At 41.9% G+C, this 16,103-nt stretch carries 11 protein-coding genes; 10 read left to right on the top strand and 1 reads right to left on the bottom strand.

Annotated elements, in window-relative coordinates; all coding sequences use genetic code 11:
* Positions 1–229: 229 nt before the first annotated feature.
* On the top strand, positions 230–3,010 hold the full coding sequence (locus tag KAH81_01305; GenBank protein MCK5832285.1) for a hypothetical protein: 2,781 nt from the start codon (positions 230–232) through the stop codon (positions 3,008–3,010).
* Positions 3,011–3,264: 254 nt separating this feature from the next.
* The gene (locus tag KAH81_01300) at positions 3,265–5,511 is read left to right on the top strand and encodes a hypothetical protein (GenBank protein MCK5832284.1); all 2,247 of its coding nucleotides are present in this window, start codon (positions 3,265–3,267) and stop codon (positions 5,509–5,511) included.
* 6 nt (positions 5,512–5,517) lie between these two features.
* Here the strand turns inward: KAH81_01300 and KAH81_01295 are convergent, their stop codons facing one another.
* Positions 5,518–6,420, bottom strand: a complete 903-nt coding sequence (locus KAH81_01295; protein MCK5832283.1) for a cation transporter — start codon at positions 6,418–6,420, stop codon at positions 5,518–5,520.
* A 595-nt stretch (positions 6,421–7,015) separates the two neighbouring features.
* Between KAH81_01295 and KAH81_01290 the strand changes: the two genes are divergently transcribed.
* The 8 genes from KAH81_01290 to KAH81_01255 all read left to right on the top strand — a co-directional run.
* On the top strand, positions 7,016–7,228 hold the full coding sequence (locus KAH81_01290) for a hypothetical protein (GenBank protein MCK5832282.1): 213 nt from the start codon (positions 7,016–7,018) through the stop codon (positions 7,226–7,228).
* Positions 7,207–8,010 (top strand): hypothetical protein, encoded by an 804-nt coding sequence (locus tag KAH81_01285; protein MCK5832281.1) that lies wholly within the window; start codon positions 7,207–7,209, stop codon positions 8,008–8,010. Before KAH81_01290 ends, KAH81_01285 begins: the two co-directional genes overlap by 22 nt.
* The gene (locus KAH81_01280; protein MCK5832280.1) at positions 8,003–8,653 is read left to right on the top strand and encodes a response regulator transcription factor; all 651 of its coding nucleotides are present in this window, start codon (positions 8,003–8,005) and stop codon (positions 8,651–8,653) included. The genes KAH81_01285 and KAH81_01280 overlap by 8 nt, the downstream gene beginning before the upstream one ends.
* Before the next feature lie 113 nt (positions 8,654–8,766).
* Positions 8,767–9,294 carry a hypothetical protein gene (locus KAH81_01275; protein MCK5832279.1) on the top strand — a complete coding sequence of 176 codons (528 nt, stop codon included), beginning with the start codon at positions 8,767–8,769 and terminating at the stop codon, positions 9,292–9,294.
* A 1,421-nt stretch (positions 9,295–10,715) separates the two neighbouring features.
* Positions 10,716–10,976, top strand: a complete 261-nt coding sequence (locus tag KAH81_01270; GenBank protein MCK5832278.1) for a hypothetical protein — start codon at positions 10,716–10,718, stop codon at positions 10,974–10,976.
* A gap of 101 nt (positions 10,977–11,077) precedes the next feature.
* Positions 11,078–11,464 carry a hypothetical protein gene (locus KAH81_01265; GenBank protein MCK5832277.1) on the top strand — a complete coding sequence of 129 codons (387 nt, stop codon included), beginning with the start codon at positions 11,078–11,080 and terminating at the stop codon, positions 11,462–11,464.
* Between the two features lie 64 nt (positions 11,465–11,528).
* Positions 11,529–14,891 carry a VWA domain-containing protein gene (locus KAH81_01260; GenBank protein MCK5832276.1) on the top strand — a complete coding sequence of 1,121 codons (3,363 nt, stop codon included), beginning with the start codon at positions 11,529–11,531 and terminating at the stop codon, positions 14,889–14,891.
* 15 nt (positions 14,892–14,906) lie between these two features.
* Positions 14,907–16,103: hypothetical protein (locus tag KAH81_01255; protein ID MCK5832275.1), on the top strand; the 1,197-nt coding region annotated here is incomplete at its 3' end.

The following is a 16,103-nucleotide window of genomic DNA, read 5'->3' as shown; positions in this document are numbered from 1 at the left end:
AAAATGTCAAGTGGTATGTGGAAAAAAAATTATTTTATACCAAACTAGATTCTCAATGTACAGGTATTATTGTTTTAAAATTATGATTATACTTAATTGTATAATTGAAGATGAAAAATAAATATATTATTCTATAAGCATGGTTTTTAACGAAATGGGGTTCAGGATGAGACACAGATATCAGTTTTTGGTCCTATTATTAATATTTTTTCCTCTAATTGCAGTTACATTGAACTATCAAGGTAAACTCACAGGTATGACCGGTATCGGTGTGAACGATACTGTTGATATTGTATTCGGAATCTATGATTCCCCTGGGTCGAGTATTCCTATGTGTTCCGATTCGGTTATTAGTATCCCTATTACCAAAGGCCTTTTCGATGCATGGTTCAATGCTGATCTTGATGGCGAAGAACTCAGAGGGGATCTTTTCTTAGAGGTCAAAGTCGAAGGTAATGTCATGATTCCACGGATTCCGGTGACCTATAACATGCTTGCCATGAGGGCTATCTATGCCGATACCGCAGTATTTGCTGATTCAGCTGGTTTTGTGGGAAGTGTTCATTGGGATACCCTTAATGCCTATATCGACACGACACATGCTGACGAATTTGTTCATATTAGTGGTGATAGTATATACGGCGATATTTTTCATAACTACGGAAAAAGATCGGTTTGGTTTAATCCGGGGATGACAGATAGTGGGTGGGCTTACGCCGCTGACGATACCTTTCATATTTGTTCTACCATGCCTCTTAAAATGTGCATGCAGTCCATAATTGCCGACACTAATGGTCTTATAACCGCAACACACTCGCTTGTTGTCGGTGACACTATACGCGTAGGAGACGGTATCGAACTGGGTGGAGTTTATCGATATTCCTGGCCGGCCACGAATTGGGATACACTTCAAGCATATATGGATACAACAGATCGCCCGGTTTGGGCGGATAGCTCGAGTTGGGCGACGACTACCGATTTCGACACACTGAAGGATTTTGTCTCTATATACGGAGATACTATTAAAGGTGACCTCTTTCACGCCCTTGGGGCGCGCTCGGTTTGGAGAAGCCCCGATGGTGCTGATAGCAGTTGGATTTATAATGATGGAGATACTGTTCGGATGAGTTCCAACATTCCGATAAAGATGTGTATGAATTCCTTGATAATCGATCCGGGAGGTACTATTAAGACAACCCACGACCTGATAGTCGGCGATACACTTAGAGTTGGGGATGGTATCGAAATGGCTGGGGTTTATCTCGCAAATTGGAGCGAACTTTGGGATACTCTTGCGGCTTTTATCGATACGAGCGAAGGGGGGAATTTCCTCTCGAAGAATGGAGATACAATTTCAGGTGATTTTGTATTCGCCGAGGGTAAACGAGCGATCTGGCTATCTGATGTTGCTGCTAGTGATAGTACATGGATGTACTCTTCACTCGATACCTTTAGAATGGCTTCTACTAAACCTATCAAAATTGGTAATTCCTCTCTTATTGTTGAAAGAGACGGTTCTGTGGTTGCGTCGGCGAATGCAAACATCAAAGGGATGCTCTCTTCGTCGATGGGTGCCGATTTTTTCTCTATTGATACTACAAATTACGCATTGAATGTCCATGGATTTTCAGATTTCCCAGAGAGCAAAGCTCTCAATATATACGGTAAATCCACATTTAACGGAGGCCTAACTATTAATGCAGGCATTAACGATGGTGAATCTTTTGGAACCGCAGGGCAATTTCTTATGAGCGATGGTTATTCTGTTCACTGGGACTATCCCACTGCTTCTGTTCCAGATCCCTTGAGTGTGAGTTCACTATTTGTTGACCAAATTGGCAAAAACTCACCTGCAGGTGAGTTGATCGATTTCACAGCACCGATAAATATCGATAGGTATATTCGAACCGACACGCTCGAAGGAACAAACGATACAGTTTGGGTTTTGGATGTCCTTGCACCAGTTACTATTGCTGTGGATACGATAGACTCTAGGATTGGGAGATCGGTTTATTTTATGGATAACATCGATGTGACTTCATCGATAACATGCACGGATATTAGCCTTCAGGAAATACACTCCTCAGATATGATTATTTCAGCACCAATAAATCTCGATAGCCTTTATGCTAATAAAGTAGTGGTCGATACTGTCACTTCGATAGGTGATACTATTTACTTTTTAAAACCAATAAAAACTCCTGGGGTGCCAGAACCAGCCTTGTGGATGTCTAATGCTACGAACTCGGCGATCCATCCAAGCAATATGGCCTTAAATGTCGGTGTCGGAACGGATACCCCAAATGCTAAACTCGGTGTTTACGACGCAACTTCACCAGTTTTAAGGATTTTTGGCCCAAGTGACATATCTCCGATGATTTCCCTTTCCAGCGATAGAGAGTGGTTAATAACTAATGATGGAAGCTCGATGTGGGGTCCAGCGGACAATTTTAATATAGTAGATTTGGGAACTGAACAAACTCGTTTAATAATCGATCTGGAAGGGAAGGTAGGAATTGGGACGACTTTCCCGACCGAGAAATTCGAAGTTATTGGTAATGCTCGTATCGATGGTGATCTCTATATTACGGGAACTGTAATTTCCGCTGAGACGCTTTTCTATCGTGTGAATCCCGAGGATTTTCAGAAACCCGATGTTGGCATACTTGGATTAAACGCGACTTATGCCTTTAACGAAGGCTCGATAGAACCACTAATTATGTTTGCGCCTATTCACATTTCCGATGGTGCAAAGCTTATTTCTGTGATCTCCAATTGGCATGACGGTGTTTTAGATAGCAATGTGCAAATTAACCTCATGTGCGATGATGGAGTTTTAGCTGATCTATCATCCTACGATGCTGGGGGCGTTGGATTTATAGACTTGCTTTTTGAAACACCAATAATAGTCAAGAACGACGAATTCCATTATTATGTAGAAGTGAATATCGCTCCCGGTTACAGCACGGAATTAGCTATAAAAAATATTATAATCAAGTATATTAAATAAACTAATCCTGGACTTCATTTCACCTAGGAATTGGAATTTTCCTTTATTATGGCGGATTTATTTTAGGATTATCGTTGTTTCAAGTATCATACTTGGGACAGAATTTAGGACTATCGATAATTTTATTTGTGTTTACCTCCAAGTATTGAATTAATATGATATTTTTACAAGAATTAAAGAGCAATGATGAGGTTTATCGTTTTGAGATAAAATTTTAATTCGTATATTCATAAAAATAACACATGGGAGGGATCATGCGCAAAGCCATTATTGTTTCACTATTATTGCTTCTTTCGCTAATTGCTTTTGCAAGCGATACATTGCCATCGCTACCGAAAACGAATGTGGATATTCCTTGGGCAGAGCTTAGAACTCTCATCGAGATGTCCATGATCACGGATACTACGGTATTTACTCCACCGGTAGATTACATAATTCCCTATGCAGAGTATGAGACCATTGTTCAGGAAAATGCACTTTCAGGAACTGTGGAGATTTCCATCGTCGTTTTAAAGAAGGGTTATGTCGAGGTTCAGCTTTTTAATCAGAACCTTCCACTGAAACGCCCATCTCTCGATGGCAAATTCGCGCCGCTTGTTCCGCGTTATGGTAAACACACGCTTATTATCAAAGGCCCCGGGAAATTTTCTTTTTCAGCTGGTTTTATAATGGAAATAGCGGAACATACGACGAATTTTCGTTTGAATTTGCCCCAAACCAGCTCGACTTTTTTTAAACTCGAAGTTCCCGGTGCAGATTGGGATGTTAAGTTCAATCCGGCCAGCAGTTTAACTAAAAAGGCTTACGCCGGTAAAACATCGGTCGAAGCCTATATCCCTACAACGGATTATCTTTTTTGCGAGTGGATGAAGGAACTCCCACCGGAAGAGGTGGAGGATTTAGAGCCAATTGTTTATTCTGAATTGAGGCTTCTGTATTCTGTGGGCGAGGGAATGGTCAAAGGCAATGCTGACCTTATATATTCCATTGTTCAGGGCAAGATTGATGTTGTGCGTTTTAAGGTGCCGAACGATGTCCGTGTGCTCGATGTTCGTTCGAGTAATCTCCGAGATTGGAAGATTAGCGAAGAGGGTGAGGAGAGTGTTATCAACGCCTATCTGAAATTCCCTACAGGCGGGACGGTTGCTATAGGATGTGATTTTGAGAGATCAATGCAAGGCGTTAGTGCTATTGTTGCTCTTCCAGTGGTGACATGCGTTTCCGTTCAAAGGGAGAAGGGATATATCGGGGTAGAGGCCACGACCAATGTCGAGGTTTCACTTGAAAAGGAAGAGCTTGAAGTAGCTTCTCGAATCGATCGTTCCGAAGTTCCTCAGGCTTTGTGGAGTCGCGCGAATTACCCTATAATTCTTGCTTTCAAATATCTCGAAACGCCATATCGAATTGTTCTCGATATTGAAAGGCACGAGGATATGCCTGTCAAAGTCGCAACGGCGGATAACGGTGCTTTTGTCGCAATTCTCACGACCGAAGGCAACTACATTGTCCGCGGGACATATGACATCCGCAATAACCTGAAACAATTTCTATCGATGGAGCTTCCCGAGGATGCCGAACTCTGGTCGCTTTTTGTTAGCGGAAATCCAGCTAAACCGGGCAAGGGTGACGAAGGCAGAATACTTATCCCTATGAAGAAATCGCGCGGCGGCGCAGATGCTGCAAGTTTCCCTATTGAAGTAGTTTATTTTATGAAAGGAAAGAACCTACGAGCTTTTGGAAAACGCTCGATTCTATTGCCTAAGATAGATGTTCCTGTGAGCACCATCAATCTTTCGTTGTATTTGCCCTATGGCTACACTTATACAGGTTTCGGCGGCAACATGGAGGAGGGGTGGATGGGGGGCATGAGTGGTCACGGAATTCGCGCTACTGCTGATGAATATATGGGTGCAGAATCCAATGTATCAGCACCGATGGCGGCGAAAGCCAGATCGATGGATAAAATGCTCGAATCGCAGGTGCAGTATGAAGAGGAATTGAAAGAGGTTGTCCAATCTTATGGAGCAACCGAGAGGGGCGTCCTGCCGGTTAAAATCCAGATACCGGAGGTCGGAGCGCTTCACCGCTTCCAAAAATTCATCATCCCCGAGGATGAGAAGGGACCGTTCCCGCAAGTCAAAGTTAGCTTCACCAAAAGGGGCATCAAGAATGTGCTTACTTTTCTTGTCGTTGTTTTAGCAGTCTTTGCTTTCCTTTATTTCGCTAAAGTCGTCGTTCGATTCTTTGAAAAATTTAGCGAAAGTGCTCGTTGTTTTGGTAAGGGTTTGTTAAAAATTATCATCCTGGGGCTTATCGAAATATTAGTATTAACATGGTTTACCGGTGTGCTTGCGGTTAGCTCATCGGCAATATCTATTACCTGGATATTGGGTGGCGTTTGCCTTGTGATGTATATTATTATACGGTTTGGTGTGAAAAAGGCCATTCAGAAACAAAAAGAAAGAAAGGAAGCGAAGAAGGAAGCCGCAGTCTCTGAATAACCTGACTTAGGTTTCCGGTTTATCATTCGAGGGCTCGATGTGAACGACTACATCGATCACATTGGGTCCTTTTCCTAATATCTCCAGTTTGACCTTTTCGGAGATTTCGTGGCCTTCGAAAACGGTCATCGCCGGATCGACGAGGATATGCATATCGACAAAAATACTGTCGCTTAAGCGCCTCGTTCTTATCGCATGGGCTTCCTCGACGCCCTTCACAGATAACGCTATATCATGAATTTCACTACGTTCTTTTTCAGTTGCTCCATGATCGGTTAATCCAGCTAAAGCAGGGCTTAAAATATTATAAGAGGTTTTGAATATAAATATCGAGATTACGATAGCTCCAATATGATCGACAAACCACCATTTTGGATTTATCGAGGCCGCGATAACCGAAATAAGGGCAGGTATCGAACTTATCGCATCTGAACGATGGTGCCAAGCATTGGCGATCACGGCTGAAGATCTTGTTTTGCGCCCTGTTGCGATTGTCCACCTGTAAAGGATTTCTTTGAGAACAAGGGATAGAATAGGGCCGATAAGGGCTATCCAGCTGGTTTGTTGGACATGGCTTTCTCCTATGGAGACAATGGCGTTATAAGCTAGTGTAAATGCAACAATAGTGAGGACTAATCCTATTCCAGCAGTGATTATTGTCTCAATTTTTTTATGTCCGAAGGGGTGATTTTTATCTGGAGGTGCGGACCAGAATTTGATTCCAAATATAACAGCGAGATCGGTCGAGATATCTGAGACACTATGGAAAGCATCGGCGATAACAGCCTGGCTGTTGCCTTTTGTTCCCACGATGAATTTGAGTATTGATAATCCGAGGTTAACTATTACGCCGACCCAGGTTACGCGCTTTATTTCGGATATGTTTTTATTCTTATTCATACAAATCATAAATTATTATCTAAATTATATTATCCAAAAGCAATCACTCTTTCTATATAATGATATTTTTAGGCTAATTATAGAACAATAAGAATAATAGCATTTGGAGAATAAAAAAGGACAAATTATATTATTAAGTTATTGAGGATGTTTTAATTGAAATTTGGTTATGTTTGTTATAGCGACATATTTGTTTTATGGGGTAACGCTTTTTTTGTGGTTAAGATTGCTTTCAAGCTTCAGGCATCTCAAAGTTAAAGGCAACTCGCGTTTAGATATTGATTATTCTATATTGACGATAAAACTGTTTATTGGATATATATTATTAATATTGGCGACAGAGATTGTCATGTTAATTTCATCCGGTTCAAATTATATTTTTCTTATTTCTCACGCCTTACTTCTAATATACGAACTAATTATCGTTGCACAAATAGGATTAATATATTTAAAAAAAACCCCAATATTGTTGATCAGTCTGATACTCTCAATATTTATTATTGTAACGGGTTCAGTTTTAAGTCTATTATTAAAGAGTTTTCAACCACTGAATATCGTCGATTATACGATTTCCATCATAAAGATAATCCTCTGCCAGATTTTTATGATTAGGGCTATAAAATTTGGCAGGAGCGAGGAATTACTGGTTGGCATGATAGTGATAATCGGGTTGATGGTATATTTTACCGAACAGCTTTTTATAACATGCGTTTTGCTTCATGGATTTATTGATAACTATGAATTTACAAACTACATGACTATAGCCTCGATTGGTATTTGGTTAGGGGGAGTGATTTGGATACGCAGACTCTCATAAAACCTTTTTTTATTCTTGCTTCGATTTGCGCAGGTGTTTTAGTTTCCTATTTTTTTTATAGATTTTTCAAAATTACAATAGAAAGGGAAAGGACTCTGAAAGCTCTCGAAGAAAGGGAGAATAAGCTGAAGAAACTAAATATAGATCTCATTAAAACCGAGGAGAGGGAGAGGCATATTATCGCGGAGATGATTCATGATAGAATTGGTGTTTCGCTAGCAGCATTGAAAATTTTCTTAAAAAGATATATTTTGTCCAATGATACTGATAGCAGAGAGAGCATTGGACTATTTTCGGAGCTCGACGATATTATCGACCAAACAAATAAGCTTGTTTTCGAGATAAGTCCGCCAATTTTAAGACATTTTGGTCTTGAACCGGCACTTAGAAAACTGAATGAAGATTTTGAATCTCAATTTGGTATGCGATATTTTTTGGAGTGCAATTTGGATGGATTTAGGGCTAACGATCAAACAAAATCTTTCCTTTATAGGAGCATACGAGAATTACTTGTGAACGCTGTTAAACACGCAAAAGCCTCTCGAACAGAAGTTAGATTGGATTTTTCTAAACCGATGCTCGTTGTTTCAGTGAAAGACAATGGCATTGGATTCGATGTTGAAACATACAAAGAGGATAAACGAAGTGGAGGCTTTGGGATATTTAGTATTATTGAAAGGCTTGAAAATTTCGGAGGACATTTGCATATTAATTCAGTTAGAGGATTCGGAACTGAGGTTGTGATATCTTTAAAACTCGAAAAAGGTCGTGATTTTGATTAAAATATTGATTGCCGATGACCACGCTATATTCAGAAACGGTCTTAAAAGCTTAATCAACCAAGAAGCGGATATGGAATTAATTGGAGAGGCCTCAAATGGACGAGAGGCCCTTGAATTGTGCACTGAATTTAATCCCAATATAGTGATTATGGATATCACTATGAAAGAGATGAATGGTATCGATGCCACTCGTGCCATCCTTTCAAGGAATCATGAGATAAATGTAATTGCACTTTCGACCTATACCGATGAGGTCTTTATTCTCGAGATGTATAAGGCTGGAGTTGTGGCATATTTACCAAAAAGCGACACTTTCGATGAATTGGTCAAGGCTATTCACGAGGTTCAAGCCGGGAATTTTTACTTGAGTCCTCGATTATCCAAGAAAATAATTAAGAATCTCGTTAACTTATGGGATGGAAATATTGTTGACGGTACTTCTATATTAACTCATCGTGAAAGAGAGATTGTCCAGCTTATTTCAGAAGGCAAAATGACTAAAGAAATTGCGACTATACTTAATATAGACGAAACGACCGTGAATACGCACAGAAAAAATATTATGAAAAAACTACATATTCATAACATAGCAGGATTAGTAAAATATGCAATTATTCATAATTTGACTCCAATAGACAAGTAAAGCCTTTAACGTAACCATAAATATCCACTCAAAATACCCTGTATAGGGTATTTACGCCAACGGTTTGCTCAATATAATTTTTAAAGAATAATAAATTTTTAAATTATATTACTATGAAAAATCAAATTATCCTATCAAAAGAAATCATCAATGAAATTGCTGTTTGGTCCTATGGAATGGGCAGGTTTTACCGCAATTGGAGTAATGATCTTTGTCCAAATATCGGAGAACTTATTCTCAAACAGGATGAGTCTGTTGTGGATTGCGATCAAAAATTCGCTTTAGATTTGTTTCTTAACATGTTGAAAAACGAGTATGTTAATTTCCACAATCGATGGCATTCATGCAAAAATATTCTACAGAACGATTATAAAGAATTTATGGCAAAGATGAAAATGGTAAGATTTATGGTTGCGGAGGGAGATGTATTCGATACACGAATAAAAATGCTTGTAGAACGCGCTAGCAATTATCCAACCAAGTTACCGGTTTGCGGGCCTATTACAAGCAAAAGTCTAACTGATGGGGTATTTTGCCCGTTGTGCAGACTACCGTTCAATCATGCTCTCAATTGGTATGAGTTCATAGAAAACAAAAAGCTTCTCGATTTGGTTTTTCAGTCAGCACGCGTTACTGTTTGAATTTGGTTATACAGCTATCGATGAAATGAGTTGAGAGTAGTATAATAACTAGTCTATTAGCTGTTGTAAGTAATAAAAAGGATGGAAAAAGGTTTTTTATATTGCTTATTGAGCTGATTGCAAATCAAGTGTCAATTGCTTTTCAAGGGGGCATATAGAATTTGCACATAAGTAGAGGATCTATCTAATCCGAATGAAAGCAATCAATAATAGTGTTATAATACTCAAGTAAAATAAAAATATGTTTTATTGTTCTGGAGATGTTCGTTTTGGCGGGCATATCTATGGTCGCTTTTTGTTACGAATGGGAAGAATGAGATTGTATATCTAACGCAGTAGTCAGCCATATAATCAGTAGCCCTACTTAGCGGATAAATTCTTTTTGGCAATCGAGGAATAACCGACGATGCGAGAGAGGCCGTGAGACCGATAGACCTCTCGCCAGAAACCTATCCCGATTGCTATTCATTATAATAGATTGCCACAGTCCCAGATTGAAGTCTAAGAGAGCGTACCAAAGCTTGGATTATTCATACCTCACGAGCCGAGATGTTTGAGGGTTCAAGTCTTGTTCTCGATAAAAAATTATCGGTGGTTTGAAAAAACCACCGATAATTTTTTATTCTTTATGCTGTTTGGGGGACTCGAACCCGCACGTCAACCTGTGTTCTATAAACAACGGGCAAAAGCATATAATATATAAGCTTTTGGCAGGCTTGTTATATGGACAAAAGTGGACATAAATGGACAAAAAGAGCATAATTGTCGCTTTTACCTGTGTCAATATAGTGACATTTCAAATTTATTATTGATTGGCTGAAAAAATATCTGTCCGAAAAAAAGTAATATGGCACGCATAAGTCAAGTCCTAAATTTTCTATAAATTCATGTTAGGTTGTAACTCGATTCAAAAGACGGGTATTTTACCGAGCCTAAAACTCTGCAGAGTCGCGTTCTCGATACGATTCGATACAGGAATCTCGACAGAAAAAAGCGGCATCCATGATATTTTAAATATTCGTATATTTAAAAAAATATCTACTCAAATTTATTCTCTGCTATATATATGTACCAAAAGGCTGTGTTAATACCTGATGGTATGTAATTCCCATAAATATTAGTTTTGCGCGGAATATCATCTTTACCGATGCGCATCTTACGCCATAGATATGCCGGTGAATCGGAATCAGGAGACAATTATTAATAAATGTTTTGCAGAAATGCCGCCGAAAACTATAATATATTATTCTCCTAAAGAACGATATAATATAAGTTTGCAGTAAATAATAATATTTACATTTTTCGCTTGACTCAAGCGGGAGGGGATATTATTCTGAGATAAACTGCGGTGTGTAGCCTTAAGGTTGTGTTGTCGTGTGTAATACGATCTCCTTACCACCCGCAAAAATTTATTCTCGGTTATGAATATTACGGCAGAAAATAATCAAGTCATCGTAAACCTCGATGAGGGTGAGTTCCCACTGTTCGAGGCGATGTTCGAGAATCTGGAACTCGATAAGTTTGTACTAAGCGAGTTCCGGGATTTTCCATGGGATGGTGGAGAGGGCTGTCAAAAGCTCCTCCCAATGCGCCTCTGCCGGTCGGCATGGCCGACACAAACGGCTTCGACCGATTCGCTCCGCAGGCGAAAATATTCCGCTCGATCGAGCGATTCAGGATGAATCGCCCGCGAAGGGCCGCGCAAATTTACTTAATTTGGCGAAATCTATTTGCCCGTAGCGTATCATTCCCGGGCATTGCCCGGGCGACCGACCCGATCTCGATGCGCGCGGTGGTGGGCGCTGTGCTTGGCGAGGATTTTATGCGCGTGATAATACTCGATCCGCCGTGCCCTTCGACAGGCTCAGGGAACGGAGACGCTGACGCCGAACCGATGAATCTTACAGCAAAATTGGTAGCCAAGGTCGCGAAGGCAATGCGGGCTTCGATACAACTAACGCCTACTCAGCCAACGGGGACAATGCCCGTAGGGGTGCTCCTTGTGGGTGCCTGCAAGCGTGAGGGCACAAGACCCTCACCAACGGAACCGCCCGCTCAAATTGAAACCATATTTCGCGGGCCGCGCGACGCTACGGGCGCCACCCGCGAGATAAAACTAACAAAAGAATTCAAGGAAGACAAGGGCCATGGGTGGTTGGAGAAAAGGTGAAAAATGTGTTTGGAGTTTATGAAAAAGCATATTATTTTTGTTATTCATATGAAAGGATTGGAAAATGAAAAAGACGATCATTTGTTTAGTTCTACTAATTGTATGTTTCGGCTATGTATTTGCTGAAACTGTCGATGAAAGCGATTACTTCAGTGTCAAATTCGAGGCGGTTAACCACTGGGGTGTTAATACTTCATTGGATCCAGACGAAGTTTTTCAAGGGGATTCGATAGAATACAGAGTTCGTGTAGAGAATGTCTATCTTCCGGCGACAACTCAAAGGCACGTTCGCGTCCAACTCACTTTCCCAAATATGTGGGTCGATCCACCTGAAACTCCTCAATTATACGCTGATTTTATTGGTGAAGGTGTTGCGGGATATTTGCCTCACGGTTTCAGTAATACGCCCACCTATGCCACTTGGACCTTCGATGAGATAGATTATTCAGCTGCAAGAACGATCATCTGCACGCTTCAAGTAAGGGGCGATATTTGCGGGTCTTATCCTAACGATGTGAATCTGACGGCATTTGCGCAAGCATGGAGCGATTTCAGCGATCCGACTAAAACGGCGGATCTTTCGGATGGAGTAGTTGTGAAATGTCGCCCCGGTCTGACATGCGAAGCTCGGATATCAAAAGTCGGTGAAACAGAGGGAACGGAAATATCGGTTTCTTCAGGCGATGATATGTATATTAAGCTTGAAGGATGTAACTACCCTTATAACGTTGTGAATGCGAATGATTGCCTTTTCTATATTCTGCTTCCGCCAGACGCAATAGCTCTCTACGACTACACGGAACCTACCTGTGATGGAATTGAAACGATAGTCGGCGGTTCTTATGACGGTTGGCGCATATATCGGTGGAATATCGACTTAGCTCATGAGACTTGTGAGACATGCTCGGTCTTTTTCCAAGAAAACGATGGTACTCCAAATGTCAGTTTCTATGCTCTCGGAGGAGTTCTTTGGGATGCAGATCCGAGTATTTTATGGACTGGGACCCCGCTCGAACCAATCGAAGATATAGTTCTTAACCCGCCTTCGAGCTTTATCTGTGGAGAAACGCTTAGATGGTCTTTGACAATGCCCGACCTTGTGATTTCGGTGGAATCGCCTTATGGTGATGATTGTATTTCTTGCGGTTGGCCGGTTAGCTTCGATTGGATGGTCACCAACGCAGGGACAGGTATTGCTAATGCCGACCCCCTCATCATAGAATTCACTTCCGATGGAGCTTTGATAGGAACTGAGACGATATCGGATTTCTCCTTGTCAACAGGCAACTCCATTTCGGGGACGGTTCCGATAGCTAATCCTACTTGTGGTGATACAATCGAGTTTTGCGCTGAAGTCGATGCGAATAATGTTGTCGAAGAAAGCGACGAAACAAATAACTCTCAATACGATGACCTTTGTATCGGAATTACGGAGATAAATGTCGATATAATAGAAGTTCAGCTTACTGGTGATGATGTTACCGACTTTTGCGATGTGACTTATTCAGCTAAGTGCGAATCCATGCTTGCATTTATTTCCGTTACGGACCAGAATGGATATCCAATTAGAGATTTAGCTCACGCTTGCTGGAATGACCCATATACTGAATGGAGTGACCTAAAAAAATGTGAAGGTGGCTCCTGGTGGAATTTACGCATTATCGACCCTTTGCGAATGTTCGCCGCAGATGAAGATATTCTGCCCCTATCTGTAGCAATCGTTATGGACTACAGCGGCTCGATGGATTCCTCTGCTCGTGCGTTAGCTGAGGCTTCAGTAACAAATTATGTTCTTGATACTCTTTGCGCAGAGCGATTTTCGATCATCAAATTCGGGACTGATGTCGAAGTCAAATGCGATTTCAGCGATGACACCGCCGGAATTGTCTTACCGGCAGTTAACTCAGATGATTATACTGGGGGAACAGGCTCTACTAACATCCTCGGCGCTATTAATGCTGCACTTATCCTTATTGAGAATGATCCTGTGGGATTTCGGCACATTGTTATCCTTTTTACAGATGGTGAAGAGAATGTTTATCAGTTTACTGAAGTTGAAATTACCGATCTATCGCGTCTTCTACATGTCCCATTATTCACAATCGGTATAAGTGTTAGTTCTTCAAGTGCGCTCTTCCTCTCCAATCTGGCTATGGAAACGGGCGGGCTATACCGCGATGTCGATAGCCCCGATGAGATGGAACCGCTTTATCTCTTTTTCTGCAACGCCGCCAGCTATGTCTATATCATGCAATTTACTTCGCGCTGGGATGGTGGATTAGACACGCTTACTGCGATGGTCGAATTACAAAATGAATCGACTTTCGGCCTTCTTCTAAGCGATTCAGACACTTCGGAATATGAAACCTGTAGCCCGGAATGCGAATTGACAATCAATAAACATTCATACGGACTGCCTTTGGACCCGCTATTCGGAGTTCTTTATGCTGAAACAAGCGCTGTGATAAATTATCGCATAAGCGCAACAAACCTCGGTCATGCGATCTGTTCGTGTGATCCTGTCGTAATAACCGATTATCTTCCAGCGTGGGCCGGAACCGTTATTACATCATCCATTTCGCCGACAACCCCATATTCCGGTGGTAATAGCATCGTTTGGGAAATCGAACCGGATAGCATCGTTTTCGGAAGCAATTATATCATCGAATTTTCTTTTCAGGTTACAGATGACGCGGATACACTCAACAACGGTCCATCGCCGTATATTGTAAATTGCGTAACCATCGAATGCGGGGACGACGTCGATCCAACGAATAACAGCGATTGCGATTCTGTTGTCGTAAAACTCGTTCCCGACCCGAGTATAATCTGCGAGTATCTTGCCAATTCCAATCAATGGCCCGGAGACACTGCGATTATTAGTGTTTCTTGTCCATTGCCGACACAACCGGAGAATTGGGATGCTTGGTTCGAGAGTTCGTGCATTGAAGGCTCACTGCCGGAGCCATTTGCGAATCATGCCGGACAATTCTTAGAAAGAACAGATTTAGCCGATACGATAATATTCCCCGAGCTCGCGGCGGGATGTGATATTGGAGAAATTTGGGTTTATGTTCAAGTTCGCCACGATTTCATGGATTCGACGATTTTCTACATGGACAGTTGTTCGTTCAATGTGCGACGACCTCCCTGTCGTGTTCGAATAGACAAAAACCAGATAAATACTGGAGATGAAGTAATGATAGAAATCACTCAATGCGACGCGAGTAATGTGAAGGTGAGAGTGATAAACATCTCCGGTGATATTGTCGCGGAACCTTTAAATGAAAGCTTCGGACAGGGGCTGTTTAAGTTCTATTGGGATGGAACGGATGATATGGGGCATTCCGTTAACTCGGGGGTCTACGGTATTTTGGTTGAAGCCGGAGACGAGTTATACACATTCAAACTTGCGGTTGTCCGCTAAAGGAGGGTGATAGATATGAAAAAGAATATTATAATCGCGCTTTTTATTTTCTCTGTGTTATCTATCGCGTTGGCTCAATCCAGCAGCACTGAAACAAGCGGGGCGGATTTCTTGCGAATCGACGGTCACGCCGCCAGCGCCGCTTTGGGCGAAACGGGATTTTTACGGACAACATCGAGTAATTCGATATTCGATAATCCCTCCTCCCTGTCCGAGACATGGTCGATGGCTCTAACGAGCACATACAGCCGCTGGATTATGGAAACCAACTATGCCCGGTTTGGAATTGCAATTCCGATTTATCGCCAAAAGCTCGTTCTCGGCGTTGGAGGCACCTGGCTTGGATATGGTAATTGGGATAACGACGAGTGGATTACGACTCCCGGTTATACCGGTCAATCGGAAGTTTCCGCAACGGATATCGCCGGTCGTTTAGGCGTGGGATGGCGTATAACGCATCCGATGAAGAACGTCCAATTCGGCGTGGGAGCCGATGCAGAATACGTATATCGCACCATAGCTGATGCTTCTGGAGGGGGCCTCGGTGTTGGTGGGAGTTTTTTCTTCGAACCGCACCCAAGATTCCGTTTAGCTGGTCGAGTCGATAGGATTACAGCGCTGAAACTTACATTGAATGGCGGAGGAGCGTCGGGTGAGGAGGAAAATCTTCCCATGACTATCGAAGCCGGAGGGGGCTGGCACGCTTATAAAGGAGAGGGGACTATTCGAGACATTAACATCCTCGGCTCTGTTCGCCGTTTTGGTGAAGGCGATCTAACTTACGGCGGCGGCGTAGAAATCGATTTCATAGATAGGCTTATGTTTCGCACCGGTTGGCGTACCGGTAAGAGTATATTTGCCCCGAGTTTGGGGTTAGGATTTAAATTGCCACTGGCAAAGGGACATTTACTCTTCGACTATGCTTATACACCTTACCTCGAAGGCGTATTCGAGCAACAACTTTCAGGACATAGGTTTACAGTGAGCTTTGAAAGGGAATCGATAACTGGGTTCCATTTGCTGGAGCCTATTGGGGAATTGCCGAAAGACCTCTGTCCATACGATTGCGATGAAATAGGAAGCTGGCGTCCCGTTTTTAGCTGGACCAGGGCAGGTATGCCTAAAGCAGAAAAAATCGAAGAGCGCTACTCATTCGAGTTGTCAAAACAACCAGATTTTAAGGACGAAAACATATTAATAAAGAGCATCCTC

The sequence above is a fragment of the bacterium genome (genome assembly GCA_023145965.1).
GTDB lineage: Bacteria > UBP14 > UBA6098 > UBA6098 > UBA6098 > UBA6098.
This window is presented reverse-complemented; position numbering and strand designations above follow the sequence as displayed.